Source organism: Pseudomonadota bacterium (assembly GCA_027624955.1).
GTDB lineage: Bacteria > Pseudomonadota > Alphaproteobacteria > UBA828 > UBA828 > PTKB01.
In genome coordinates, this window is sequence record JAQBTG010000032.1 from 12,369 (window position 1) to 37,070 (window position 24,702).

General features: G+C 58.6%; 21 protein-coding genes, 1 tRNA gene and 1 riboswitch. Of the genes, 6 read left to right on the forward strand and 16 right to left on the reverse strand.

All coding sequences use genetic code 11. The features are described 5' to 3' along the window. Positions 1-7 precede the first annotated feature (7 nt). Genes O3A94_12590 through O3A94_12615 form a run of 6 tightly spaced genes read right to left on the reverse strand, consistent with a single transcriptional unit; the run spans position 8 to position 4,617 of the window. On the reverse strand, positions 8-688 hold the full coding sequence (locus O3A94_12590) for an urease accessory protein UreF (GenBank protein ID MDA1357089.1): 681 nt from the start codon (positions 686-688) through the stop codon (positions 8-10). Next, the gene (gene ureE / locus O3A94_12595) at positions 681-1,130 is read right to left on the reverse strand and encodes an urease accessory protein UreE (protein ID MDA1357090.1); all 450 of its coding nucleotides are present in this window, start codon (positions 1,128-1,130) and stop codon (positions 681-683) included. The genes O3A94_12590 and ureE overlap by 8 nt, the downstream gene beginning before the upstream one ends. Positions 1,131-1,188: 58 nt before the next feature. After that, positions 1,189-2,421, reverse strand: a complete 1,233-nt coding sequence (locus O3A94_12600; protein MDA1357091.1) for a VacJ family lipoprotein — start codon at positions 2,419-2,421, stop codon at positions 1,189-1,191. Further along, positions 2,390-3,208 carry a tetratricopeptide repeat protein gene (locus O3A94_12605; protein MDA1357092.1) on the reverse strand — a complete coding sequence of 273 codons (819 nt, stop codon included), beginning with the start codon at positions 3,206-3,208 and terminating at the stop codon, positions 2,390-2,392. Before O3A94_12605 ends, O3A94_12600 begins: the two co-directional genes overlap by 32 nt. Before the next feature lie 16 nt (positions 3,209-3,224). Further along, positions 3,225-3,845, reverse strand: a complete 621-nt coding sequence (locus O3A94_12610; GenBank protein ID MDA1357093.1) for an ABC transporter substrate-binding protein — start codon at positions 3,843-3,845, stop codon at positions 3,225-3,227. 49 nt (positions 3,846-3,894) lie between these two features. Beyond that, entirely contained in the window at positions 3,895-4,617 is a 723-nt protein-coding gene (locus O3A94_12615; protein MDA1357094.1) for a cysteine hydrolase, read from the reverse strand. Positions 4,618-4,875: 258 nt separating this feature from the next. Here O3A94_12615 and O3A94_12620 point away from each other — a divergent pair, with 258 nt between their 5' ends. Then, positions 4,876-6,027, forward strand: coding sequence for a DUF2336 domain-containing protein (locus O3A94_12620; GenBank protein MDA1357095.1), 1,152 nt, complete (start codon positions 4,876-4,878; stop codon positions 6,025-6,027). 21 nt (positions 6,028-6,048) lie between these two features. Next, the gene (locus O3A94_12625; protein MDA1357096.1) at positions 6,049-7,998 is read left to right on the forward strand and encodes an ATP-binding protein; all 1,950 of its coding nucleotides are present in this window, start codon (positions 6,049-6,051) and stop codon (positions 7,996-7,998) included. A gap of 13 nt (positions 7,999-8,011) precedes the next feature. Here O3A94_12625 and argE read toward each other — a convergent pair whose 3' ends face one another. Beyond that, positions 8,012-9,181 (reverse strand): acetylornithine deacetylase, encoded by a 1,170-nt coding sequence (gene argE, locus O3A94_12630; GenBank protein MDA1357097.1) that lies wholly within the window; start codon positions 9,179-9,181, stop codon positions 8,012-8,014. Positions 9,182-9,352: 171 nt separating this feature from the next. Between argE and O3A94_12635 the strand changes: the two genes are divergently transcribed. Beyond that, positions 9,353-10,603 carry an efflux RND transporter periplasmic adaptor subunit gene (locus O3A94_12635; GenBank protein MDA1357098.1) on the forward strand — a complete coding sequence of 417 codons (1,251 nt, stop codon included), beginning with the start codon at positions 9,353-9,355 and terminating at the stop codon, positions 10,601-10,603. Continuing rightward, positions 10,600-13,743, forward strand: coding sequence for an efflux RND transporter permease subunit (locus tag O3A94_12640; GenBank protein MDA1357099.1), 3,144 nt, complete (start codon positions 10,600-10,602; stop codon positions 13,741-13,743). The genes O3A94_12635 and O3A94_12640 overlap by 4 nt, the downstream gene beginning before the upstream one ends. 5 nt (positions 13,744-13,748) lie before the next feature. Here the strand turns inward: O3A94_12640 and O3A94_12645 are convergent, their stop codons facing one another. The 5 genes from O3A94_12645 to O3A94_12665 all read right to left on the reverse strand — a co-directional run bounded on the left by O3A94_12645 (position 13,749) and on the right by O3A94_12665 (position 18,919). Continuing rightward, entirely contained in the window at positions 13,749-15,206 is a 1,458-nt protein-coding gene (locus tag O3A94_12645; protein MDA1357100.1) for a TrkH family potassium uptake protein, read from the reverse strand. Between the two features lie 77 nt (positions 15,207-15,283). Further along, positions 15,284-15,928 carry a GTP cyclohydrolase I FolE gene (gene folE / locus O3A94_12650; protein ID MDA1357101.1) on the reverse strand — a complete coding sequence of 215 codons (645 nt, stop codon included), beginning with the start codon at positions 15,926-15,928 and terminating at the stop codon, positions 15,284-15,286. 131 nt (positions 15,929-16,059) lie between these two features. Then, entirely contained in the window at positions 16,060-16,452 is a 393-nt protein-coding gene (gene apaG, locus O3A94_12655) for a Co2+/Mg2+ efflux protein ApaG (GenBank protein ID MDA1357102.1), read from the reverse strand. Between the two features lie 110 nt (positions 16,453-16,562). After that, positions 16,563-17,777 carry an O-succinylhomoserine sulfhydrylase gene (gene metZ / locus O3A94_12660; GenBank protein MDA1357103.1) on the reverse strand — a complete coding sequence of 405 codons (1,215 nt, stop codon included), beginning with the start codon at positions 17,775-17,777 and terminating at the stop codon, positions 16,563-16,565. A 45-nt stretch (positions 17,778-17,822) separates the two neighbouring features. After that, positions 17,823-17,901: riboswitch (SAM riboswitch) on the reverse strand. Between the two features lie 43 nt (positions 17,902-17,944). Then, positions 17,945-18,919 carry a radical SAM protein gene (locus O3A94_12665; GenBank protein ID MDA1357104.1) on the reverse strand — a complete coding sequence of 325 codons (975 nt, stop codon included), beginning with the start codon at positions 18,917-18,919 and terminating at the stop codon, positions 17,945-17,947. 166 nt (positions 18,920-19,085) lie between these two features. Here O3A94_12665 and O3A94_12670 point away from each other — a divergent pair. Continuing rightward, positions 19,086-19,156: transfer RNA gene (locus O3A94_12670), tRNA-Gly, on the forward strand. A gap of 28 nt (positions 19,157-19,184) precedes the next feature. Here the strand turns inward: O3A94_12670 and O3A94_12675 are convergent. Then, positions 19,185-19,988: a fumarylacetoacetate hydrolase family protein gene (locus O3A94_12675; GenBank protein MDA1357105.1), complete on the reverse strand. Its 804-nt coding sequence runs from the start codon at positions 19,986-19,988 to the stop codon at positions 19,185-19,187. Between the two features lie 36 nt (positions 19,989-20,024). Further along, entirely contained in the window at positions 20,025-21,182 is a 1,158-nt protein-coding gene (locus tag O3A94_12680; GenBank protein MDA1357106.1) for a pyridoxal phosphate-dependent aminotransferase, read from the reverse strand. Between the two features lie 203 nt (positions 21,183-21,385). Between O3A94_12680 and O3A94_12685 the strand changes: the two genes are divergently transcribed. Continuing rightward, positions 21,386-22,915 (forward strand): Ppx/GppA family phosphatase, encoded by a 1,530-nt coding sequence (locus O3A94_12685; protein MDA1357107.1) that lies wholly within the window; start codon positions 21,386-21,388, stop codon positions 22,913-22,915. Here the strand turns inward: O3A94_12685 and O3A94_12690 are convergent, their stop codons facing one another. Together O3A94_12690 and O3A94_12695 are read right to left on the reverse strand one after the other, a co-directional pair. Beyond that, entirely contained in the window at positions 22,916-24,157 is a 1,242-nt protein-coding gene (locus tag O3A94_12690) for a diaminopropionate ammonia-lyase (protein ID MDA1357108.1), read from the reverse strand. 71 nt (positions 24,158-24,228) lie between these two features. Next, positions 24,229-24,624, reverse strand: a complete 396-nt coding sequence (locus O3A94_12695; GenBank protein MDA1357109.1) for a heme-binding protein — start codon at positions 24,622-24,624, stop codon at positions 24,229-24,231. Positions 24,625-24,702 lie beyond the last annotated feature (78 nt).

Here is a 24,702-nt window from a genome sequence, read left to right on the forward strand (position 1 = left end):
AAATAATTCAATTGTAGAACAGTCGGCTTTCCTGCGTTTCATGGCGCATCATGGCGATATCCGCCGCCGGCGCATAAGCATGCACGTCATCCAGCGGTATTGGTGGCACGTTTAATATTTCTTCGATGACCGGATGCAGGCGCCCAAGAATGGCCTGGCTATCAATATGACCAATAATGCCGAGCCTAAGCGCCGCGCCCAACAAGCCTACAACGACTCCATGCGCGGCCATGCGGCAGGCCGTATCGGCGTCGACGCCGAGCGCCTGCCACAACAAGCCCTGAACGGCAGCGACATGGCCGGGAGCCGTGCCGGCGCGCGCCCGCGTCTGATAGTCGAGCGCGCCTGGCGTTTCTAAACGGACATGAATATTCAACAACGCCGCCCCCATACGCTTGGAGCCAGTGCGTTGTTCATGCGCCAGGCTGTTCGCTTCCATCAGTGAGTCGGCGGTCAAAACTTGCTCGAGATTCCCGCCGGCGGCGTGCGCCGCGGCAAGGACGGGACGATCAGAGGTCGCCCAGCGCCCGCTCAACTGATGCGCCGCAAAGCGCTCCACATCGCCTGCCTTTAGAATTTTGCCGTCGGCGCCCAGTGTTTCGATGCCCCAAGAAAACGACACCGCGCCGGAGGGGAAAAAGCTATCGCCATGCTGCAACATGGTGAGAAGAGCGCGCCCGTCAGGCATTGTCCACACGCCGCGCCCGTCCGCTCTCAAAATGGTTGGCCAGGCGGTCGAGATAGTTCTGCTCAGGGCCTTCCAAGGCAATTTCCAGCACTGCGCCGTCGAATCGCACGCGCCAATGCAAATTGCCGGCGAAATATCCCAGTTCCAGCGCTGCGGTCGAATCAGTTGGCGCGATTCGCAGCCATTTCGTCTCCAACATGCGCACAACGATGGCGCGCTGCTCTTCGAACAACAGCACCGAGCCATTCTCCAAGCGCGCATCACGGCTAAGCGCGATGGCGCAGTCTGTGCCCTTGTTGGTGGTTACCCGGAGACGCTTGCGCGCGGTATCTGCAGCACTCAACTGAATTTCCTCAAGCTGGCCATGATGCGACAGGCGGTGAACTGCCTCGGCCATTTCGCCACTGCTCGAATTTCCGACTATCCGGTTCAAATGCAACATGCTGCCAGCATACACAATCTTAGGGCCGGGCGATATTCTGACGGACGATTTCTGCGCTCTATTCAAACGCCTCGAACAGGGCGTCGAGGGCCGAATTATCCGGCAGCGCGCCGCGGCCCAATGTCACCGCCCGGTCTTGATAGTAGAGGCTGCGCAGCGCTGCATAATAATCGACTGAAGACTCACGCAGCGCATCGAGCGGAACCAACAGCTCTTCGCGGCGCACCAGCCCGGTGCCAGCAGTGATGATCAGATTCCCTTCAGGTTCCAACAGCCAGGTGAAGGGGTTCAACAGGGCGTCCACTGCGAGGCCAATGCCATCGCGAAGATTGCTCGGGCCGAGCAGCGGCAGGACCAAGTAGGGGCCCGGACCGGCACCGTAAGCATGCAGAGTTTGGCCAAAATCCGCTTTGTGCGGCGGCAGGCCAATTTCAGAAGCCACATCGAATAGCCCGGCTAGCCCAAGCGTGGAATTAACCAGGAATCGCGCCGCGATGACGCTTGCGTCCTCCAATTCAAGCTGCAGGAGGTCATTAGCGAACACTACCGGTTCTTTGATGTTGCTAAAAAAATTGCTCACCCGGCGTTTGACAAAGGGCGGTACGACATTGCCATAAACATAGGCAATGGGCCGAATCAGGACCGTGTCCAGCCCGTCATTGAGAAAAAATACCGCGCGGTTCACGCCCTCCAGGGGGTCACTGATTTCCTCCGGCCCCTCGCCGGCGGCCTTCTCCTCGTGAGATGATGCATAATCGTCAGGGGTCGAATCAGTAGCATCGGTCGCCGATGTCACCGCCACGGCGATTTCGTGTGGCGGCTGCACCCTGGCCCGCGCGGCGGCTGCTAGGACAATCTGCTGAAATCCAGGAAACGCCGTCACTGTCTTGCTGACCACGCCCGCTTCGAGCCCGGGCATGGCGCGGATCGCCGCCTCAACAATTTCGCCCGTCAACATCGGCTGCTCCGAGATCGCGCCGATCACCGCAGCGGCCAATTGGCTTTCGGCACCGCGCCGCGCCGCGCGCTGCGCCATGCTCGCAATATCACTGTCGATACTGTCGGCGGGCAACTGTTGAAACTGGGCGGCTGAATCAGCCCCATAGTTCGCAGCGATGCGTTCAATTTCTACCGCTAAATAGGCCGGAATTGCCGCCGCGGCGGGTGTCAGGCTAGCAGCAAGAGAGAAAGCAAAGCACGCGGCAATGATTGCGGTGATTGCGGCGCGCTTTAGGTTGTGCACAGCGGCGACCGACGGACTAGCTTGTCCTGGCTTTCCAGGCGGCCACACGTTTATTCGCCGCTTCGATATCTGTGGCGTTCATTTCAGCACTGAGCTCGTCCCTGCCCGCCATCGCGCGTGGCAGATTTTGATCGGCCGCCAGGGTCATCCAAAAAAGGGCCGCCTCCATATCGCGCGCGACTCCTTCGCCGGCGGCGTAGCGCCGCGCCAAGCTGGCCTGCGCCTTGGCATAGCCCTGCATCGCAGCACGCTTGTACCAGGCAACGGCGTCCTCAAAACTCACTACCGTACCCTGGCCATCGCGATACAGCTTGCCGAGATTATATTCGGCGCGGACGTTGCCGCCTTCCGCCGCCTTTTGAATCCATTCGAACGCCCGCACGTGATCGCGCGGGACTCCAAGCCCGTAACTGAACATTTTTCCAAGTGTATATTGCGACTTGTCAAAGCCTTGGTGTGCGGCCGCATGCAGCCAATGCACAGCGCGATCCAAATCGCGCTCAATGCCGTCACCAGAAATAAAAGCATGCGCGAGATTGTGCTGAGCACGTATATATCCGCCCTCAGCCGCCTCGCCCCATAGTTTTGTGGCACGCGTCAGGTCGCGCTCGACCCCCTTGCCTTCGTCATACATGGTGCCGAGATTAAACAAAGCGCGGGCGTCCCCGACCTCCGCCAACAGGGTCCATTCCTTCAGTGCCGTTGAGAAATCTCCCTTCTGATAAGCTTGCCAACCGCTGTCGAAATCGGCGTGCGCGCCCGGCGCCGACAGGGCGAGGGAAAGGCACAGCAAAGCGGCGTACATTCCGGATCTTCGAATTTCTGAAGCTGTCATCACGTTGTCTCCAGTGTCAGTTCGCGGCCGCGGTCGCGCTTAATTTGTTGGATTGCGCATCCAAGATTTGAATCAACCCATCGATGCCATGACGCTGAATCACTGATTTAAATTCGGCGCGCTGCGTTACCGCCATACTGATACCCTCGACCGTCACATCGATGATGCGCTGGGCGCCGCCTTGGGCCCGCACGCGCCAACGTGCTTCGATCGGCGGTCCGCTCGGTCTGTCGATGCGCGTATGAACGAGAATGTCTTTCTCGCCCGAGGCCTGCTCAGACACCACCGTCATAGTTTCACCGGCATAGCCGCCCAACATGGCGGAATATTTGCGCACGATGAATTCGCCGAATGCGCGCAAGTAACTTTCGCGCTGATATTCATCGGCGGAATTCCAGGCACGGCCAAGAACGAATCGGCCGATCAGATTCAGGTCGAAACCCGCAACAAGGAGCGCGCGAAACTGGGTTTCCCTTTGCGCTAGCGATTCACTGTCATCCCGAAGCACGTGAATCGCCTGACTGCTCAACTGCTGCACAAATCCGGACGCCGTTTCAGACGCCCGCGCCGCGGGATTCCAACCAGCCTGCATCAGAACAACCAGCGCCAGACAAAATATGGTGCGGCGAAACATCATGCGCCCAACTGGCGCAGGGATACGCCGGCGAAGCCCCGTGAAATTATTCTCAACTGGCCAGCTCCACCGAATTTTCCGGCGCACCGGCACTGCTGGCTCGAAGCGCCGACATCACTTTCTGACAAGGCAGCACATCACCCATCGCCTGCAAGAAGGTCGACAAGGTCGCATTATGCTCCTCATCATTCCTGGCAGCATTGGCATCTTCCACCATGACGGTCTTGAACGCCAAGGCCGCAGCTTCCCGAGCGGTGGTTTCGCAACAAATATTGGTCACGGTTCCGGTGATCAGCAACGTATCTATGCCGCGCCCGCGCAATTCCGCTTCGAGCCGGCCCTGGCTGCCAATGAAAGCACCAAAACGGTTCTTCTCGACAACCACATCCTTGGGCTGGTAATCCATATCGGACTGGATTGTATGTCCGGGCGCGCCCGTGCTGAGCGCGTCGCGGAAACGATTGCCAGGCTCCGGGTCCATAACATCATTATAAAATGTCGGCCAGCGGTCCGCTTCGTCGGGCCCGTAAGTCGATATCACCCACACCACGATACCACCGGTTTCGCGAACACAAGACGCCAATTCATTGATGTTGGGAATGATTTCCCGCGCGACCGGGATTTCCGCCGCAGCTTCTTTGGCGACGAACGCCGTCTGCATATCGACCACCACCAATGCAGTGCGGGAGGCGTCCATTTCCTCATACATATGAAGTTTGGTTCGGCGCCGGGCAATACGCGCCAAGACCTGCTCCGAAAACTCAACTTTATGCATGGTTATCTCCCTGAAAACAGGACGGCATTTTTTCACTTCGCAGTATGGCTGTCTACCCGTCTGAAATCTATGCGCCGGCCGTGTCCGCCGATTATCGTCCGCGACTTCAAATTAATAGCAATTCAGCTGGCGGCTTTAGCAAAACCTTAATCATAACTGTAGGTAAATGGAGAGTGAGGATTTGGCCAGATGACGCGGAACCCGTCCGCTCGTCTAGCGCGATCGATGTACGGTCGCATGAACAGCAAGGGAGGCGTCATGCCGTCAACGAATGCTGCAAAAGTTTTCGGCTCCGAAGATATGTCCTTGGAGGACATGTTTGCGCTCGCCCAGGATAAATCGGCATCGGGCCGCCAATCCCTGTTCGAAAACATGCGCGACCTATTTTTAGACGATGGCAGCAGCGTCAGCGACCGTGAAAGGGCGCTCATGAGCGAAATTCTGCGCCGTCTCGTGCATGACGTCGAGCTCAAACTGCGCAAGAGCCTGGCAGAAAAATTGTCGAAGCGTACCGATACGCCGCATGCCCTGATCGTTGAATTGGCTAACGATGACTATGAAGTCGCCCACCCTATCTTGATGGAGAGCAACATCCTGCAAGATGCGGACCTGATTGAAACCATCAAGCACCGGACCATGGAGCATCAACTCGCCATTTCGATGCGCAAAAATCTAAGCGAAGACGTGTCCGAAGCGTTGGTGGACACCGGACGGGAAGACGTCATTGCCAGTCTGCTCAACAATCACGGCGCCAAGGTTTCGCGCCATGTGATGGATTATTTGGTCAGTGAATCCAAGCGCGTTGATTCCTATCAAAACCCTCTAGTGCAGCGCCCTGATCTGCCGCCGGAATTGGCGGAGCGTATGTCGTGGTGGGTTTCGGCGGCACTCCGCAAACATATATCCCACAAATTCAGCCTCGATCTAGGCGAATTGGACGACGCGATCGAGACCGCGACATCAGAGCAATTCGGCAAGAAACAGCAGGAGTCTCCGCCCGCCACGAAAGCCGATGAGCTTGTCGAACGGCTCTCCGATTTGGGCGAGGTCGATGCTTCCTTTCTCGTCAAGGCGTTGCGCCAGGGCGAGATTTCGCTGTTCGAATCGGCGTTCTGCAAACTCACCGGGCTGAAGCTGAAACTGCTGCGGCGCATTTTATTCGAGCCGGGCGGTGAAGCGCTTGTCCTGCTATGTCGGGCCATCGATTTGGACCGCGAGACATTTAGCGAACTGTTTGAGCTGTCACGCCGAGCCAAAGACCGGCAGCAAGAAGTTACGCGCGAACAAAAGGATCGTTTGCTGGCGCTCTACGATAAATCCAAACCAGACGATGCAAAACGCATTCTCAAGCGCTGGCGCCGAAGCTCGGACTACCTGTTCGCCGTAAAGCGAATATCAAACAATGCTTAGGTTGGGGGAAAGCATTCCGTGATGCAGCAGGCTCACTTGCGCAGTGATTTGCCGGAGCAATCCGCGCCGCCCTACGCCGATGGCCCGTCTCGCCGTTGGTTGGAGGCGTTGGCGGAAGGAGGCCCCGCTTCTCTCATTATCGACGCGGGCGGCAAACTGCTCTACGCGAATTCTGCCTATCAAACGCTCGCCCGGTTGATCGATTCCAATCTCATTGGTGAGGTTGGCGAGGCGGCGATCATTCCACACCAACTCCTGCTGCGCGTTCTGAACGAAGAAGGGCCTTTCGAGGACCGGCAGCAGCATCGGAACGAGGACAGCTTCATCGCCACGCGGGGCCGCTACTGGCGGTTGCCCCACGGCTCGAGCTGCGATAGCGGCCGCGGCCAAGAAATCGCCGGCCTCATTTTCGATGAGAGCCGCGAAGCTGAGGCGCAGCGCCTCGGCGGTCAGGCACGAGCGCGTTTTGACGATATCGCCCGCCTGACCTCAGATTGGGTATGGGAGGTGAATGAACTATTCTGCTTTACCTATGTATCATCTCGGGTGGCCGATGTTTTGCACATGCCAGCGCCGACCCTAATCGGCAAGAATCTTTTTGACATCGGATTGTTCGACGGCTTCGAACAGGCCAACAAAGGCGACCATCCGGCGCCGGAGTCCCGGGTGCCGTTTAGTGATATTACCTACCGTGTGACGCTCGGCGACAACACGACGCGCCTGTTCGAATTGAGCGGCCTTCCCATGTTCGATGACCGCTCGGGAAAATTCATCGGCTATCGCGGCACGGCCAAAGACATCACGGCCCGTTCCGAAGCCGAAGATCGTGCCACCCAGGCCCAGCTCCATCTGGTCAACGCCGTCGAAACCATGCCCCAGGGCTTCGTGCTACGCGATTCACAAGATCGAATTTTGCTGTGCAACAGCAATTTCGAGGAAATTATCCACCCCGACCGCGCCATGGTCTCACCGGGCGCCGATTTTCGGGGGCTCATCAAGGACGCTGCACGGCGCGGCATTTTTGGTTGTCCGGATGACAAACTCGACGACTTCGTCGCAGAGCGGCTCGCGCTTAATGAATTGGCGGCGCAGGAATCCGAATTCCAGCTAAGGGACGGTCGTTGGATGCAGGTGGTCAGTGAAATGACCGAAGACAGCGGCGTGATCGAGACCTGGATTGATATCACCCGCATGAAGGGCCGTGAAGCAGAGTTGCTTGAGGCTGAGGCGCTCGCCCGACATGGGCGTGAACAGGCAGAATATGCCAACCGGACAAAATCCGAGTTTCTCGCCAACATGAGCCATGAACTGCGGACGCCGCTCAACGCCATTATCGGATTTTCGGAAATTATTAAAGATGAGGTGCTGGGGCCGCTCGGCAGCCAGCAATATAATAGCTACGCACTCGATATCCATGATAACGGCCTGCATTTGCTCGGCCTCATCAACGACATTCTCGATTTCTCCAAAGCGGAAGCCGGCAAGATAAAATTGGACAACCGGCCGCTTGGTTTGGCTAATATTATCGCATCCTGCACACGCCTGTTGGCGGAGCGGGCCAAACAAACCGGGGTCAAGCTGGAAACGAAAATCCCGAGCGACTTCCCGCAAATCAGCGCCGATCCCATGCGATTAAAGCAGATCATTCTCAACCTGATGTCGAACGGCGTAAAGTTCACCGAACAGGGAACGATCACGGTCGAAGCAGAGATCGACCCTCAAGTGGGAGTCGTGATCCGGGTACGCGACACCGGCATCGGCATCGCCAAAGAAAATATCGCCGAAGCTTTCTCCTTGTTTGGACAGGTCGACAGCGCGCTCAGCCGAAAGTTCGAGGGCACAGGGCTTGGCCTGCCGTTGTCGCGCTCGTTGGCACAACTGCATGGCGGCGATTTAATACTTGAGAGCGAACCGGGGGTCGGCACTTGCGCCATCGTGACCCTGCCGGCGGAGCGCATCATCCAAGTTTGACGCAGTATTATCGTTAGGCGGCGCAGACCTCTTCCAACAATCGACGCATAAATTGCTCGCAGGCGCGCACTTCGCTCAGGTCGATAAACTCGTTTGGCTTATGCGCTTGCGCGATGCTGCCAGGTCCGCAGACCACAGCCGGGTTGCCCGCTTGTTGGAACTGTCCGGCCTCGGTTCCATAGGCAACCACTTCGGTCGTATTCTTGCGCGCCAACGCGAGCACGAGCGCTTCCGCCGGTGAGCCGTCCTCCGGCGCCAACCCGGGTACAAAGGCACGCACCTCAGTGTTTATTCCGGTCGATTTGTCGACCGCATGCATCTTCGGCAATACGACGTCATCTACATGCGTCTGAAAACGATTTCTAATTTCGTTCGCATCCTCGCCGGGCATCAGGCGGTATTCCCAACTAAAGGTACAAGTGAGCGGTACGATGTTCTGGGCCGTTCCACCATGCATCGTGCCCACATGAACGGTCGTGTAGGGCGGATCAAATCCGCTTTCGTCGTGGCTCCGCTCATCACGCATTTCCTCGCCAACCGTCGTTAGGAATGCAATCAGTTCGGCGCCGTATGCGATAGCGTTGACGCCGCGGTGGGTTTCGCTTGAATGGCGTTCCAGGCCGGTTACCGTGGTGAAAAAGCTGCACACCCCTTTATGCGCGTTGACGACCGACATTTTTGTCGGTTCTCCGACAATCACCGCAAACGGCTTGGCGCCAAATTCATCCATCTTCTGGATCATCAGCGGCGCGCCCAAACAACCCACTTCCTCATCAAACGACAACGCAAAGTGAATCGGCGTTTTCAGTTTTGTGCTGGCAAAGTCGGGGGCCATGGCCAGAGCGATGGCGATAAAACTTTTCATGTCCGAGGTGCCCCGCCCAAACAGCCGGCCATCTTTTTCAACAACTTCGAAAGGGTTGGTATCCCAAGCCTGCCCGTCCACCGGAACCACATCGGTATGTCCCGAAAGAACAATGCCAGGCACATCCCGCGGCCCGATGGTGGCGTAAAGATTGGCCTTTTCACCATTTTCACTATGGATCAAGTGAGATTCAACGCCGAGCGAAGAAAGATGGCTCACGACGAAATCTATTAGCTCCAAATTAGACGCCCGGCTGGTGGTATCGAAGGACACTAGCTTTTTGATCATATCGACGGAGCTGTATCGTTTTTCGGGCATGTGAGGGATTCCAATGTTTGGCTGCGGGGTGTGATTTTCGCTTCCCACTCCCGACAATTCAAGAACGGCTTTGGCCTAGCAGTTTCACCTGGCGGAACATTGCATTAACATCGCCGATACCCCATATAGCGTGGGCAGAAGCAGCCTCGAAATAACTGAAAAGCTTGCGTTTTGGCCCGCCGCCAACAAATCCTGAAAATTGCGCTTCCGCTTCTTGTGCTCGTTGGCGCCGTGGCCGTCGCTGGATATCTACAAGCAACAAAGCCGCAACTCGGGCCCGAAGCACCCGTAGAACGCGTTTGGTTAATTTCCACTACCGCCGCGGCAGTCGCCGACCGCCGGCCCGAATTGCGGGCTTACGGCGAAATCGTCGCCCAGCGTGATGTCGAAATGCGAGCGCTCGTCGCCGGCCAAATTGTCGCTGTAGGCGAGAATTTTGTCGATGGTGGATGGGTTCGCAAGGGCGATCTTCTGGCCCAGATCGACCCCTTCGAATTTGATGCCGCGGTGGCTTCGGGAGAGGCCCAGGTCATGGAAGTCGGCGCCCGATTGACTGAAATTAGGGCGCAAATCGACGCCGAATTGAGCAATATCACCTATGACCGGGAACAGCTCGAAATTGCCGAGCGCGAGTTACAGCGCCGCGAAGTGCTGGCCAAGGACAAGGTCATTTCCGAAAAAGCATTAGACGATGCCCGACTCGCGCGCAACGAGCGGGCGCGAACCGTCGCCCTGAGCGAACGCAATCTGCAAATGCTACGCGCCAGTGCGGAACGCCAGCAGGCGGTGATCGCGCAAGCCGAAGTGGCTCTAAAACGGGCGCGGCGCGACCTGCGCAACACACGCTTACTGGCGCCCTTCGACGGCTATTTGACCGAAACCGGCGCCGCCATCGGCAAGAGCCTCCCGGTCAACGGGCAGGTGGCGCGGTTGATCGACCTAGGCCAACTCGAAGCCAAGTTTCATCTCAGCGACGATGAGTTTGGCCGCCTCATCAACGCGCCGGAGGGCTTGCTGAAACGCGCGGCGCGCGTGGTGTGGCGGGTCGGAACCGAGATGTTTCAATATGACGCTGAAATCGCCCGCGTCGGCGCAGAAATCAATGCGGCAAGCGGCGGCGTCCAGGCGTATGCCCGAATTGACATGACAGAAGCGCGCACATCGCTCCGCCCCGGCGCGTTCGTCGAAGTGTATCTTAGCGACCGTCTCTATCGCCAAGTCGTCCGCCTGCCGGAAAGCGCCCTGCACGCAGATGAAAGAATTTACGTGGTCGTCGACGGGCGCTTGCAGACGCGCTTGGTTGAGTTGGCGGCGCGCATCGGCAACGATGTTCTGGTGCGCGGCGAACTCGTGCATGGCGAAATCGTTGCGACCACGCGCTTCCCCGGCATCGGCCCGGGAGTGAAAGTCGCGGCCAGATGAAATCGCCGCGGCGTGATTTGATCGGCGTTTTCTTGCGCCATCGCACGGCCGCCAACCTTTTGATGGTGTTTCTAATCGTCATAGGCCTGTTTTCTCTCGGCCAATTGAACACCCAGTTTTTTCCAAAATTCACCGTCGACTGGGTCACCGTGAGCGTCGAATGGCCCGGCGCCAGCGCCGAGGACATCGACGCCAACATCATCGGTGCAATCGAACCGAAGGTGCGCTTTCTCGATAATGTTTATCGCGTTTCTTCGATGTCGTCAGAAGGGATCGGCCTGGTCGCCATCCAGTTTCAACAAAGCACCGATCTTCAAGCGGCTCTGGGTGACGTGGAATCGGAAATCGCGCAAATTACCACCCTGCCGGAAGACAGCGAGAAGCCAGTTATTCAGCGGGTATTTAGCAATGAACCCATCGGCCGGATAGTGCTGTCAGGCCCCTATCCCGAGAGTTCGCTCAAATCGCTCGCCAAGGACATCCGTGAGGGCCTGTTGGCAAAAGGAGTTGATCGGGTTGAACTGGCCGGCGCCAGGCGCGAAGAGATATGGGCGGAATTGCAACCGCGAACCATGCGCCAGCTGGATCTCGAAGTGGCGGACATCGCAGCCAGCATTCGCCAAAGTTCGCTCGACTTGCCCTCCGGCATTGTCCCGAGCGGCACCGATAAGCAAATCCGCAGTCTCGGCCTGGCGAAAACCGCTGAGGCCCTAGGGCACATCGAGGTGCGGGCGCTCGACAATGGGGAAAAGATTTATCTACGTGAGATCGCCCACATCACGAATCGCTTCAATAAGGACGATCCGCTTGTCTTCCGTGGCGGAGAGGCCGCCATAGAGCTTCAGGTCCAACGCGCACCTGCCTCCGACGCCTTGGAGCAAGCGACGTTTCTCGATGAGTATGTGCGCGAAATCCGGCCGACCCTGCCGCCCAATTTGAAGCTCGAGCAATATAATGATGTGGCGGAGGCGATTAACGACCGCATCAATCTGTTGCTCAAAAACGGCGCCAGCGGGTTGTTGTTGGTCGTTGCGGTCTTGTTTGTCTTTCTGAGCGGGCGCGTCGCATTTTGGGTGGCCGTGGGCATTCCCGTCGCCATGTTGGCAACTCTGGCGGCGATGGCGCTGATGGGCCAGTCAATCAATATGGTCTCTTTGTTCGCCATGATTATGGCCATCGGCATCATCGTCGACGATGCGATTGTCGTCGGCGAACATTCGGTGACCCGGCGCGCGGCCGGCGATTCGCCCACGCGAGCCGCCGAAATCGGTGCCAAGCACATGCTGGCGCCGGTGATCGCGGCCACGTTGACCACCCTCGCGGCCTTTCTTCCGTTATTTTTGGTGTCCGATATCATCGGCCAAATCATCTTTGCGATTCCGATGGTCATCATCGCGGTCCTGATTGCCAGCTTGATCGAATGTTTTTTCATCCTGCCCGGACACCTTCGCGGGGCACTGCGCCACGATCCGCGGCACGAAAATCGCTTCGCGCGCTGGTTCAATCCGCGCTTCGAGGCGTTTCGCGATGGCCACTTTGAACGCTTCGTTCGGACTTGCGTGGCCTGGCGCTACCTCTCGCTTAGCTTCGGCGTCGCCCTGTTGGTGTTGGTGTTCGGCCTCATGGCCGGCGGGCGGATCGGCTTCGTCTTTTTCCCCTCCCCAGAGTCCGATACGGTTTATGCCAACGTCGCATTTGTTGAAGGGACCAAGCGCGAAACCAGTTTTGCCATGTTGCAAGAGCTCGAACGCGCGCTCCGGGCCAGCGAGCAGACGCTTACCGGCGGCAAAGGCGAGCTTATCGTCGTCAGTATAGGGCAGCTCGGAAAACCGGTCGGGCGCTCCGACGGCTTCTTTCTAGGCAGCGGCGATCACATTGTCGGCATGCGGGTCGAGCTTGTGCCCTCGGATAGCCGCGCGGTGCGCACCCAAGAACTACTCAACACCTGGCGCGATGAAACCCGCCTGATGGCCGGCGTCGAGAACTTTACCGTGATCGAGGAGCAATCCGGCCCGCCGGGGCGGGAAATCGAGCTCCGCCTCAGCGGTCAATCGCTGGATGATCTCAAGGCGGCGGCGCTCGAAGCGCGCGCCCTTCTCGAACGCTTTCCCGGCGTGAGCGACGTGAATGATGACCTGCCTTACGGCAAACAAGAGGCAATAATCGAGGTGACGCCGCGTGGCCGTGCGCTCGGCTTCAACACCGAAAGCGTTGGGCGCCAAGTGCGCAATGCATTTGAAGGTGCGATCGCCAAGCGCTTCGCCCGCGGCGACGAGGAAATTACGGTGCGGGTACTTTATGACCGCGAATCCTTGAGCGAAGCGGATTTGCGAGGTCTCTATCTGTTAAGTCCAGGCGGCCAGCAAGTGCCGCTCTCCGAAGTGGTCGCATTCCGTGAAAAAACCGGATTTGCCCGTATCCGCCGTGAGGACGGCCTCAGAACCGCGAGCATCACGGCGGAGGTCGACGAGCGCCTAAACACCAGCGACGCGGTAATCCAGGCCCTGGAACAGGAAGGATTACATGCGCTGATGCGGCAGTACGGCGCGAACGCCGAGTTTCGCGGCAAGGCGGAAGAGCAACAGCGTACCCTAGGCGATATGAAACTCGGCGCGCTGATCGCATTGATATCGATTTACATGATTTTGGCGGCGATATTCTCAAGTTATATCCGCCCGCTATTTGTCATGGCGGTGATCCCCTTTGGTATCATCGGCGCGATAATCGGGCATCTTGTGCTCGGCTATGACGTCTCTGTTCTCAGCTTGGTCGCCCTGCTCGGCCTGTCGGGAATCGTCGTAAATGATTCGATTATTCTGGTACGCGCCATTCAAACCCGCACCGGCAACGGCGAATCCCTCACGGAAGCCCTTGTCGGTGGCGCGCGCGACAGGCTGCGCGCGGTTATTTTGACGTCGGTTACGACAATGTTCGGACTGTTGCCGCTGTTGTTCGAAACCAGCCTTCAAGCCCAGTTTCTCAAACCTATGGCCGTGACCATCGTATTCGGCTTGTTAGGCTCGACGGTGATCGTGCTGATTCTGGTGCCGGTGCTGTTGGCCGTGCAGGGCGACATTACCGCCCTGTTTGTCCGTTACTGGTCATTCGGCGCGGCGCGGCAGGGGAAATCCGGCTCTTAGTTGTCCTAGTCGCGCCAGAATCTCGGCACAATCAAAATCAAAACCGTAAACAGCTCCAGGCGTCCCAACAACATGGCGAAGGACAGCAACCATTTGGCCGCTTCGGGCAGGGATTGAAATGTGCCTGTTGGGCCGATGACGGGACCGAGCCCGGGTCCAACATTGGCGAGCGCCGTGGCAGCGCCGGAAATGCTGGTAATGTAATCGAGCCCCATCAGCGAAAGCGCCATGGCCAATACGGCGAAGCTGACAACGAAAAGAAAAAAGAATCCCATCACGGCGCCCGGCACAGTTTCCGGAATGGGCCGATGGTTATACTTCATGGGAAAAACGCCATGCGGCTGGATCAATTGATTGATTTGCACCCGCGCGGTTGCGTAAAGCACCTGGAAGCGAAACACCTTGATGCCGCCAGTGGTCCCGCCGGTACAGCCGCCGATAAACATCAGCACGGTAAAGGCCGGCAAAGCGAAACTGCCCCAACTGCCGAAATCGGCCGAGGAATAGCCGGTTCCGGTTAAAATCGAAACGGCATTGAAGGCGGCATAACGCACCGCATCGTCCACTGCCATGCCGCTTGACAGCCAGAGCCAGCCCGAAAGCGCCAACAGCGCGACCAGTAGGATTCCCATAAACCACCGCACCTGCGTATCACGCCACAAGCGCTTGGCGCCGCCACGCACGGCTTGCAGATAGAGCACAAACGGCAACGAGCCCAATATCATGAAGACGATGGCAATGGCTTCGATCGTCGGACTGTCGAACAATCCCAGGGAGCGATCTGACGTTGAATAGCCGCCGGTGGCGATGGTGGTCATGCCGTGGCAGATCGCCTGGAACGCGGTCATACCGGCCAGCCAGTAGGCTAGCGAATTGATCACGGTCAGTACCAGATACACCGAGAAAATGGCTCCGGCGAGCTGCGCCGTGCGCGGCAGCACCCGCTCCGACTGGTCAGAGGATTCAGCGCGGAACAATTGCATACCGCCCACATTGAGCATCGGCAAAATTGCGATCGCCGTAACGATGATGCCGATACCTCCCAACCATTGGAGGAGCGCGCGCCACAATAGGATTCCCGGCGGTGCATCATCGAGCCCAATGATGACGGTCGAGCCGGTGGTTGTCAGGCCGGACATCGCCTCAAAATAAGCGTCGCCGTAACTCAGGCCCAAATCGGAAAAGACGAAGGGCAGCGCGGCGAAGGCCGAAATGATTATCCAGCTGAACGTGGTGAGGATGAACGCCTGCTTGACGCTCAAATTCGCTTCGCCGGTACGGTTGACCAAGGCCATGGCGACGCCGATGAACAGCGTGAACATGGCGGCGGCAAGAAAAACCCGCCAGTCCCGATTGCCAGCGATAGCGTCAGCGATCGCAGGCAACAACATAGCCAGCGCGACCGTCGTCAGCAGAACCCCAATTACAAAGAATATGGGGCGAAAATCTTTAACCGAGCCCATTCAGCAAATGCTCCAGCGTAAGCGGAAGGAAACTTATGCGTGGTTCGGGCAATCGCCTACCTGGCGGACGAAGATCGTTAGCTGGAGGCCTTTCCGAGCGCATGTCCGATGAAGGCGAGGAATTCGCGCCGGGTCTTCGGATCGGAACGAAACGATCCGAGCATGCGGCTCGTCACCATCATAACGCCTCGTTTCTGGATGCCGCGTGTCGTCATGCAGTGATGCGCCGCCTCGACCACGACGCCGACTCCGCGCGGATGGATCACTTCATCCAGCGCGTCTGCGATTTGCGCAGTCATTTTTTCCTGGATCTGTAAACGCCGGGCGTAAACATCCACGATACGGGCCAGTTTGCTGATGCCGACGACGCTCTTATCAGGCAAATAGCCAATATGCACACGGCCGATAATGGGCGCCATGTGATGCTCACAATGGGAGCTGATTTCAATATCCTTGAGCACCACCATTTCGTCGTACCCGTTGGTCTCCTCGAAGGTCTTCTTCAAGATTTCCATCGGATCCTGGCCATACCCAGAATAAAATTCTTCATAGGAACGAACGACTCGGTCGGGCGTTTCCAACAAGCCCTCGCGGTCAGGGTCGTCTCCGGCCCACTGGATCAGAGTCCGCACGGCGGCGCACGCCTCATCTCTAGTGGGTCGTTGATCGATAGGGGCGGAAGAGCCCGCCGAGCTGGAATCATTTGTTACGTGTTTGCTCAAGACACCACTCCTATAGGCAAATAAATTGTGGGGTATAACGCCAGTCCTGCCTAGGGCGGCGGGGACGCGGGCAATGTCTATCGCCTAATTCACGCCCTTGCAACTCACAGCGGCGCGACTTTTAACGGACTTCAATTGAGTCTCACTTGCTGATTAGGGTCATCCAGCGAAAAAGTCGGAATCATAGCTTCAAAACGCTCGCCGCCGTCCACTTCCATTTCATAAAAGCCGACCATAATGCCGGACGACGTCGATAGCGGACAACCGCTGGTATATTCAAAACTTTCTCCCGGCGCCAGGACCGGTTGTTCGCCAACCACCCCGGGGCCGCGCACTTCCTGCACCTGGCCTATTCCGTCGGTAATGCGCCAATAGCGGTTCAACAGTTGCACTGTCAGGGGGCTGTGATTGTGAATCGTCACATGATAGCCCCAAACATAGTGATTATTGTCCGGCTCTGACTGCTCGTCCAAGTAAAAAGGTCGAACCGTGATTTCAACCGAATTTGTCATTTTCTGATACATGATGTCGCCCACTATGCGCCGGCCCCTATGATATGCGCTTCTCCGGCCGTGCGCCGGTTTAATATTGTGGTACGCGCCCAGTTTGTCCAGTACCGGGCCACCGCCGCCTGCTAGCTGCTCAGAACGTCCAGAGCCTGAGCAAGATCGATTTTGATGTCTTCGACATCCTCTAGCCCGACGGAAAGACGCACCAAGCCATCGCCAATCCCGAGCGTCGCCCGGTCCTCGGGTGGCAAACGCTGGTGGGTGGTCGTCGCTGGATGGGTAATCAGGCTTTTCGAATCTCCAAGATTATTGGAAATATCGATCAGTCGGAGCCGGTCGAGAACGGCAAAGGCCGCATTTTTGCCACCGGCCACGTCGAAACTGACAATTGTCCCTCCAGCGCTCATCTGGCGTTTTGCGAGCGAATATTGCGGATGGCTCGCAAGCCCGGGATAGAGCACCCGCGCGACCCCGCTCCGGCCCTCGAGGAAAGTTGCAACTTTGAGGGCGTTGGCGCACATGCGCTCCACCCTCAGTTCCAGTGTTTCCAGGCCTTTCAGCAAAACCCAGGCGTTGAATGGACTTAGAGAGGGGCCCGTATGGCGTATGAAAGGCAGCAACTCCTCATCGACGAAGGCTTGGCTGGAGAGGATCGCGCCGCCTAAACAGCGGCCCTGCCCGTCAATATGTTTGGTTGCCGAATACACCACGATATCGGCGCCGAGCTGCAGGGCGGGCTGCAACAGGGGCGTGGCGAACACATTATCCACGACAAGTCGCGCGCCAACTTGATGCGCCATCTCCGAAACCGCTTTGAGATCGATAATCTCGAGCCCAGGATTTGACGGCGATTCTAGAAAGACGCAACGCGTGTCTGGGCGAAATGCGGCGCGCCATTGATCCAGATCCGTGCCATCGACCAGCGTCACCTCGATGCCATAGCGCGGCAACAATTCACTCACGATGTAGAGACAGGAGCCGAACAAGGCGCGCGACGAAACGATGTGATCGCCGGCCCGCAATTGCGCCATAAGGGAGGCAAACACGGCCGCCATCCCCGTGCTGGTCGCCTTACATGCCTCGGCACCCTCGATCAGGGCGAGGCGGCGCTCAAACATGGCGACTGTGGGATTTCCAAAGCGCGAATAGACGAAGCCCGGCGCGTTGCCTTTGAAGCGCGCCTCGGCCTGTCCCGCGTCGTCATAAACATAGCCCGAGGTCATAAATATGGCCTCGCTGGTCTCGCCATGCTCCGTACGCCGCGTGCCGCCGCGTACCATGCGGGTCGCCGGGCGCCACTGTTCTTCTTGAATTTCTTGAGTATCTGTAGGCTTCGCCATCTTGCAGCACCTCCAATAAAAAACCCCGACGGGTCAAGGTCAGGGCTCATACTGGCTTCGACCTTTTAGCGGGATGTTTAACGTGGCCGCAAGCCGGTCGGCTCAAATCGCCACGGTCGTAAAAGGTTGAAAACCACGTATTGCGCGCGCCGTCAAGGGGCGGCGCCCTAACCGTCTCCTACTGTGGCGCTGCAAGCACCACCGCCGAGGACGCAAAACCTGGCGCAATGTGGATGGTTGAGGCTTACCGGACGCTGTGTTGCCGCCGCCAGCGTCTTGCCAAGTTCGAATTCTGGTGCGTAGGGCAACAGCGTGCACGCAACCACAGCCGCCTGCGCCGCGCCCTTGCGCCGCACCACCATGCGCGATGTCGCGCACATCATGCCAGCCTCATCTACACCCAATATGCCCCAACAGGCGCTGGTAATCTCGGCCACGTCGCGCCCGGCATCCATTTCGGGGAACAGCACCAAGCTTTCCGCATCTTCCGCATCAAGGGCGACGCCATGCTCGACGAATAACGTCGCATAGCCGGCGCGCAGTTCAGCCTCGCTCTGGTGCCAAAGGGTACGGCCCGCCACACTCAAGGAAAATCCCGATCGCGCCAACCAGAGAAAACCTTCCATCATACGTTGCCACGAGCCGGCGCCGCGCTCCACATCGTGCAGCGTTTCGCCATAATGATCGATCGAGATACGTAAGACGAGATTTGCGCCGTATTCGGCCTTGAGGTCGAGCAAGCCTTGTTTATGCCGCAGCAGGGGGCGCATGGCATTGGTCAGGACCAGAACGCGATGGCCGCGTGCCAGGCTGTCGCCCAAAAGATCAAGAATCTCTGGGTTCATGAAAGGCTCGCCGCCGGTGAAGCCAATCTCCTCGGCGTCCCATGCTGGACCGTCCAACTCGTCTAAAAATTTATGCAGGTCGGCGCGAGTCAAATACGCCAGGCGGTCGTTGCGCGGGCTCGATTCGATATAACAATTTTCGCAGGTAATGTTGCACAGCGTGCCAGTGTTGAACCACAAGGTGCGCAGGCGTTTGAACGCCACCTCGGCGCGCTCTTGACCATCGGCGGTACGCTTGGGGTTTCTGAATTTTCGCGGATCCAGAGTCAGGCTATCGGACGGTTCAGGCTGATGCATCGAACTTTCGATCAGATTTGATTAGTGCCGCCGAATCGGCCGCTTGCCCCAGAATGGTGTCCATAGAGCTACCTGCAAAATCAAGGCAGTTCAATTCTCGGTGTCCGGCGGCAGCAGAGACGCCGCTTGCTTCGAGGGGGGAAACTTCACTATCGTTGTGCTGCATGCGGGTGTAGCTCAATGGTAGAGCGTAAGCTTCCCAAGCTTGTGACGGGGGTTCGATTCCCCTCACCCGCTCAACGCACAATTTTACCGCTAGGCGACGCTACGACAGAGCCGCGCTAACGCTCCCCAAACCCTCAATTTCATAGCGGAACTCTTCGCCAGCCTCAGAGAACCGCGTGGCCAACGTGGAGCCAGTCATGACAATCATGCCGGCGCGGAGCTGCTTGCCCTGCCCGGCCAATAGACCGGCCAGCCAAGCCACGGATTCGAAGGGATGACCCATGGCGTCGCCGGTCACTCCGCTCTCAACGAACGCATCGTTCAAATACATCGCCACCGAGTTGGTTTTGAAGTCCAACGCCCGCCAATCCCCGACCGCTTGGCCGAGCACAATGCCGCCGCACCAGCTGTTGTCGACCATAATCGAGAGCGCATCCAACTCGCTATAGTCCGCGTTGCGGTCCTCGATCAATTCGAAAGCCGGCACGCAAGCCGCCACATAGCTACGTACGGATTCTGCGTCGAGCGGCAGCGCATCGAGCGGCACATCCTTGGCGATTTCGACCGCAAGCTCGAATTCGATGCCGAGATGCATGAAATCGGCCAAATTCAAAGTTGCCGGAGAACGGTGCACGGTGGATTGAAAGATCGTGCCGGCGATCGGCTCGTGCACGCCGCACAATTCGCGGATTTTCTCGGAGGTTAAGCCCACCTTATAGCCGGCGATTGAGCCGCGTCCGTCCTCGGTATAGCGCGCATTCAACAGGTCCTGCACTTGATATCCGGCTGCCATGGTTGCCGGCCGCAAGGCGTCGCGGATCGGGCGAAACGGCGTCCGCGTTTTGTTTTCGGTGAAAAGGCGGTCCGCCAGTTCATGCATCGAGGGTTGCTGATGTTCGTTCATGTTGTTCCTCTCCTATCCGGGGCGGTGCCCGCGGCGCTAGCCGAGTACCCGCTCCAGGCGGTCCATGGCCCGGTTGAGCAACGCGGGGCGTGCGGCAAAACACAGGCGTAAATAACCTTCTCCAACGTCTCCAAAGGACGTTCCCGGCGCCAAGCCGACGCCGGCATCGTCTAATAGTCGCTTGGCAAATGCGAGGCTGTTGGTTTCCCCCTCGACCGAGAAAAAAGCGTAGAACGCGCCCTTCGGTTTAACCATGCCGATGCGGTTGAGAGACGACAAGCGGCGATAGACGAGATCGCGCCGTTCCTCGAAGGCGGCGCGCGATCGCGCGACATGCGCTTCACCGTCGCGCAGCGCGACGATGCCGGCATGCTGCACGAAAGTGGCTGGCCCGGCGATGTTGTACTCCGTCAATTTTGCCAAAGTGAGCAATAGATCTGGCGGCGCGGTGATCCATCCCAGCCGCCATCCCGTCATGTTCCAGTTTTTTGAAAAACTGTTGATGATGATTACGCGGTCGTCCGGTTCGGCCAACTCGGCGATAGACGGCGCCAGGGTGCGCCCGTCATAAACCAGACGGGCATAGACATCGTCACACACCATCCAGATACCACGGGTGCGGCAGAAAGCGAAAATTGCTTCTAGGTCCGCGCGCTCCGCCATCCATCCAGTCGGATTGTTGGGTGAATTGATAAAAAGCGCTTTGACGCCCCTGCCGAGTGCATCGAACAGCTCATCCAAATCGATCGTCCATTCGCCGGCCACTTCGCGCAGCGGCACGACGCGGACCTTGGCGCTCAACACTTCGGCCGCGTGTACAGCGTTGGGCCAAATCGGCCCGATAATGACCACCGTGTCGCCGGGATCGAGAATCGTCTGATAGGCTAGCATGATGCCGTGCATGCCGGACGTCGTGGCGGTAATGCGATCGATCGCCACCGGGCGCCGATACAGGCCGCTCATATAATCTGCAATCGCCTGGCGTAATTCTGGCACGCCACTATTCGGCACATAGAAGGTCTTATCGTCGGCTAGCGCTTGCACCGCCGCTTGCTTAATAAAATCCGGTGTTGGTTCGTCTCCCTCGCCAAACCATAGTCCAATCACATCTTCCATTTTGTGACCAAGCTCCATGATCTGACGAATCTGGCTTTCCGCCAGTTGGGCGACGCTATGGTTGATTTCGGCAGTCATGGTCAGGCGTTCCGATCTTGTGGGCATGTTCTATAAAATGGCCGAACGATATCGGCTGGGTCGATATGAGCATAGCCGCCAGCGGCAATGCAATTCTGTTGCCAATCGGCTCAGGGCTACTAAACTCCGCTCGCGATCAAGTGCCAAGCGGGCTTCGAAGCCATGATTTATGTTACCATTTTCATAACCCGCAGCAGCCAGCGTTGCGTAAATTGAGCGCTATCGCGCCGGCCTCTTGGGTCCAGGGTTCGGACACCAAATCGCCGGTTGCCGTTATCGATATTGGCTCTAATTCAGTTCGCCTGGTGGTCTATGACGCGGCCAAGCGCGCGCCGATCCCGATATTCAACGAAAAGGTCCTGTGCGGCCTCGGCCGGGGCCTCGATTCAACGGGCCGTCTCAATCCCGAGGGCGCCAAGCAGGCGCATGACAGCGTGCGCCGCTTCTCCGCGCTAACTGCCGCCATGGGCGTGACGGATATCAACGCCATCGCCACCGCAGCGGTGCGCGAGGCTCGCGACGGGCGGGACTTCGTCGCGGCGGTTGAGCGTGATTGCGGTATTCGCGTGCGCATTATCAGTGGCGAGGAAGAAGCCCGCCTTTCGGCGCTCGGCGTGCTCGCGGAAATACCGCACGCGAGCGGCATCATGGGCGATCTCGGCGGCGCCAGCCTGGAAATCGCGCATCTCCAGGGCGGCGAAAACCTACGGCAAGCGACGTTGCCGATCGGCCCGCTGCGCATGGTTTGCGGTCCAGACAAGGCCAATCCAAAGGGCGGCGATCGCGACGACATTGAACACCATCTCGCCCGTATGGGGTGGTTGCAATCAGCGCGCGGCGGTACGTTCTATGCGGTCGGCGGGGCATGGCGGAGCTGGGCACGCATGCATATGCGCCGGGTCGATTATCCACTAAGTATCACCCATCACTACGAGATCACGGCCAAATCGGCGCTCGAATTCGCTGGGCGAATCGCCTTACTGACGCCGCACGCCCTGTCGGGATTTGCCGGCCTCGAGGAAGCGCGGGCAGCGTCCATTCCATTCGCCAATATGCTGCTGAAACGACTGATCGAGAACTCCGGTGTCTCAAGCGTGCTGTTTTCGGCCTATGGCGTGCGCGAAGGGTTGATTTTCGACCGCCTGCCCGATTCCTTGAAGGCGAAGGACCCGCTCATCGCCGCGTGCCGAAATCTGGCCGAGATGACCGGCCGCGCCACCGCCGACGGCGATGCGCTGTTCCGCTGGATGTCTCCGGCATTTGCGGATGAAACTCAGGACCAGGCGCGCCTGCGCCGCGCCGCCTGTCTGTTGGCCGATCTCGAATGGTCGGAGCATCCCGATTACCGGGCCGAACATGCGCTGCTGCGAATTCTGCGCTATCCGTTGATTGGCATCGATCACCCGGGCCGCGCCTACATGGCGCTGGCTGTCGCCTCGCGCCATGCCAAAGTGAGCGAAAAACTCCGCGCGGACTTCCTGCATGGCCTGCTCGGCGACGTGGAATCGAGCCGCGCGAAGGCCGCTGGCCTTGCCATGCGCTTGGCCTATACCTTTTCTGGCGGCGTCATATCGCTGCTCGAACAAACAGCTCTCCGGCGCGATGGCGACAGGCTAATGCTGGAGCTGCCCGACCATGCCGATGTGCTGGTCGGAGACGTGGTGCAGAGCCGCTTCCGCACGCTCGCCCAGGAGCTCGGCTGCCAGCCTCGCATCACCACCGCCGCGCTCTAATCAGTTTGCGCCGGCGACCTGGTCGGGCGTCCGCCCGACCACCTGGCGATAGATTTCGGGGTCCGTGGCACCCTCGCTGCCAATCACGAGGACGCGCGAACTTTCGTCAAGCCCAAGGGTCTTGCGCATGGTGTCGTTGCCGCACGCTGAAATCAGTGCTGCGGTCGCGGCGCAACCCGATTCGCCGGCCACGATCGGGCGGTCGCCGCCGACTCCTACCGCCAGGATGCGCATGGTCTCTTCTGCTGCGATATCCGGAACAATGAGCGCTTCGTCAGCGCAGTCGCGCAATATCTGCCACGCCAACGGCGATATATTCGCCCCGGCCAGACAAGCCATAAAGGTCTCGACATCGCCCGGCACCATTGTCGGTTCACCGGCCCGCATGGTACGCGCGATACAATCCGCGCGCTCCGGCTCGACCACCACCGTGCGCGGCCGCGCCGCGCCGAGCAGGCGCCAGAATTGACCGGCCACTCCGGCTGCCAAGCCACCAACGCCACCTTGAATGAAAAGATGGCTCGGCACGCTGTCATGTGATTCCAATCCTCCCGGCCATTGCCCGGCGATCTCTTCCGCCATCACCATATAGCCTTGCATTACCCAGGCCGGCACTTCCTCATAGCCCTCCCAGGAGGTGTCGGAGACGACGAACCAGCCCTGTTCGCTGGCTTCAGTGGCGGCGACCTCGACCGAATCGTCGTAACTGCCGGAAACCCTCCGGATTCGCGCGCCATAGGCGGCTATTTCATTCGCCCGCCCCTCGCTCACACCTTCATGCAGGTAGACCACGCTACCACAGCCGAACATCTGCGCCGCCCACGCAACGGAGCGGCCATGATTGCCGTCGGTGGCACAGCAGACGGTAATGCCAGACGTCACCGATTGATGATCCGCCGACAACAGCTCGGTAACGCCGGCGATGCGGATATTTCGTTCGGCCAATTCGCGACGCAAAACCTTGAGCACCGCATAGGCGCCGCCCAGCGCCTTGAAGCTCTTCAAACCGAAACGCTGGCCCTCGTCCTTGTAATGCAGTGTGCCGAGGCCAAGCGCGCTCGCCAGGCCGTTAAGCCGCAGCAATGGTGTCGGCGCATAGCCGGGCCAAACGGTAATTTCGCCCTTCGCCTCGGCAAACGCCTCGGCGCCGAGAATCTCCGCCGCCCGCCCGCCAAATGCAGCATTCTTCAAGGCCAATCCGTTCGCCTGATGACGGCAAGGGAATACCGGTAATTTTGTCATTGGCAGAGCTCCTGTCAGGCGCAACGATCTATAGAAATCAGGTGAAGGGTGTGGGACAAAACGGGTCGGCGCTAGAGCAGATCAACGCCAGCGCGCGCACAGATTTCGTCTTCCTCGCCGGTGCCACCGCCAACGCCGCACGCGCCTTCGACGGCCCCGTCGCGAACAATCGGCAGCGCTCCCCGACCCATGATCATGTGTCCGCCTTCGGCCGCGACAATGCCGCGAAACGTCGGGTGGTCGGCGCGCTCGGTGAGACCGCCACTCGCCATGCCAAACGATGCCGAAGCTATCGCCTTGCCCTGACTCCCGTACACGCTGGCCCACATGGAGTTATCCATAGGTTGAAAAGCGACAAGGCGGCCGCCGGCATCGCAAATCGCCACGCTTATCTTGATATTGAGTTCTTTCGCCTTGGCCAGCGCGCCGGCACCAATGCGGTTGGCTTCTTCAAGCGTCAACGCCATGATTTTACCTCCGAGATGAATTCGCTTCCGGCCCGTCTTCCAGGCAATTCCACTGTAGCCGACCGCTGATGGTGGTTC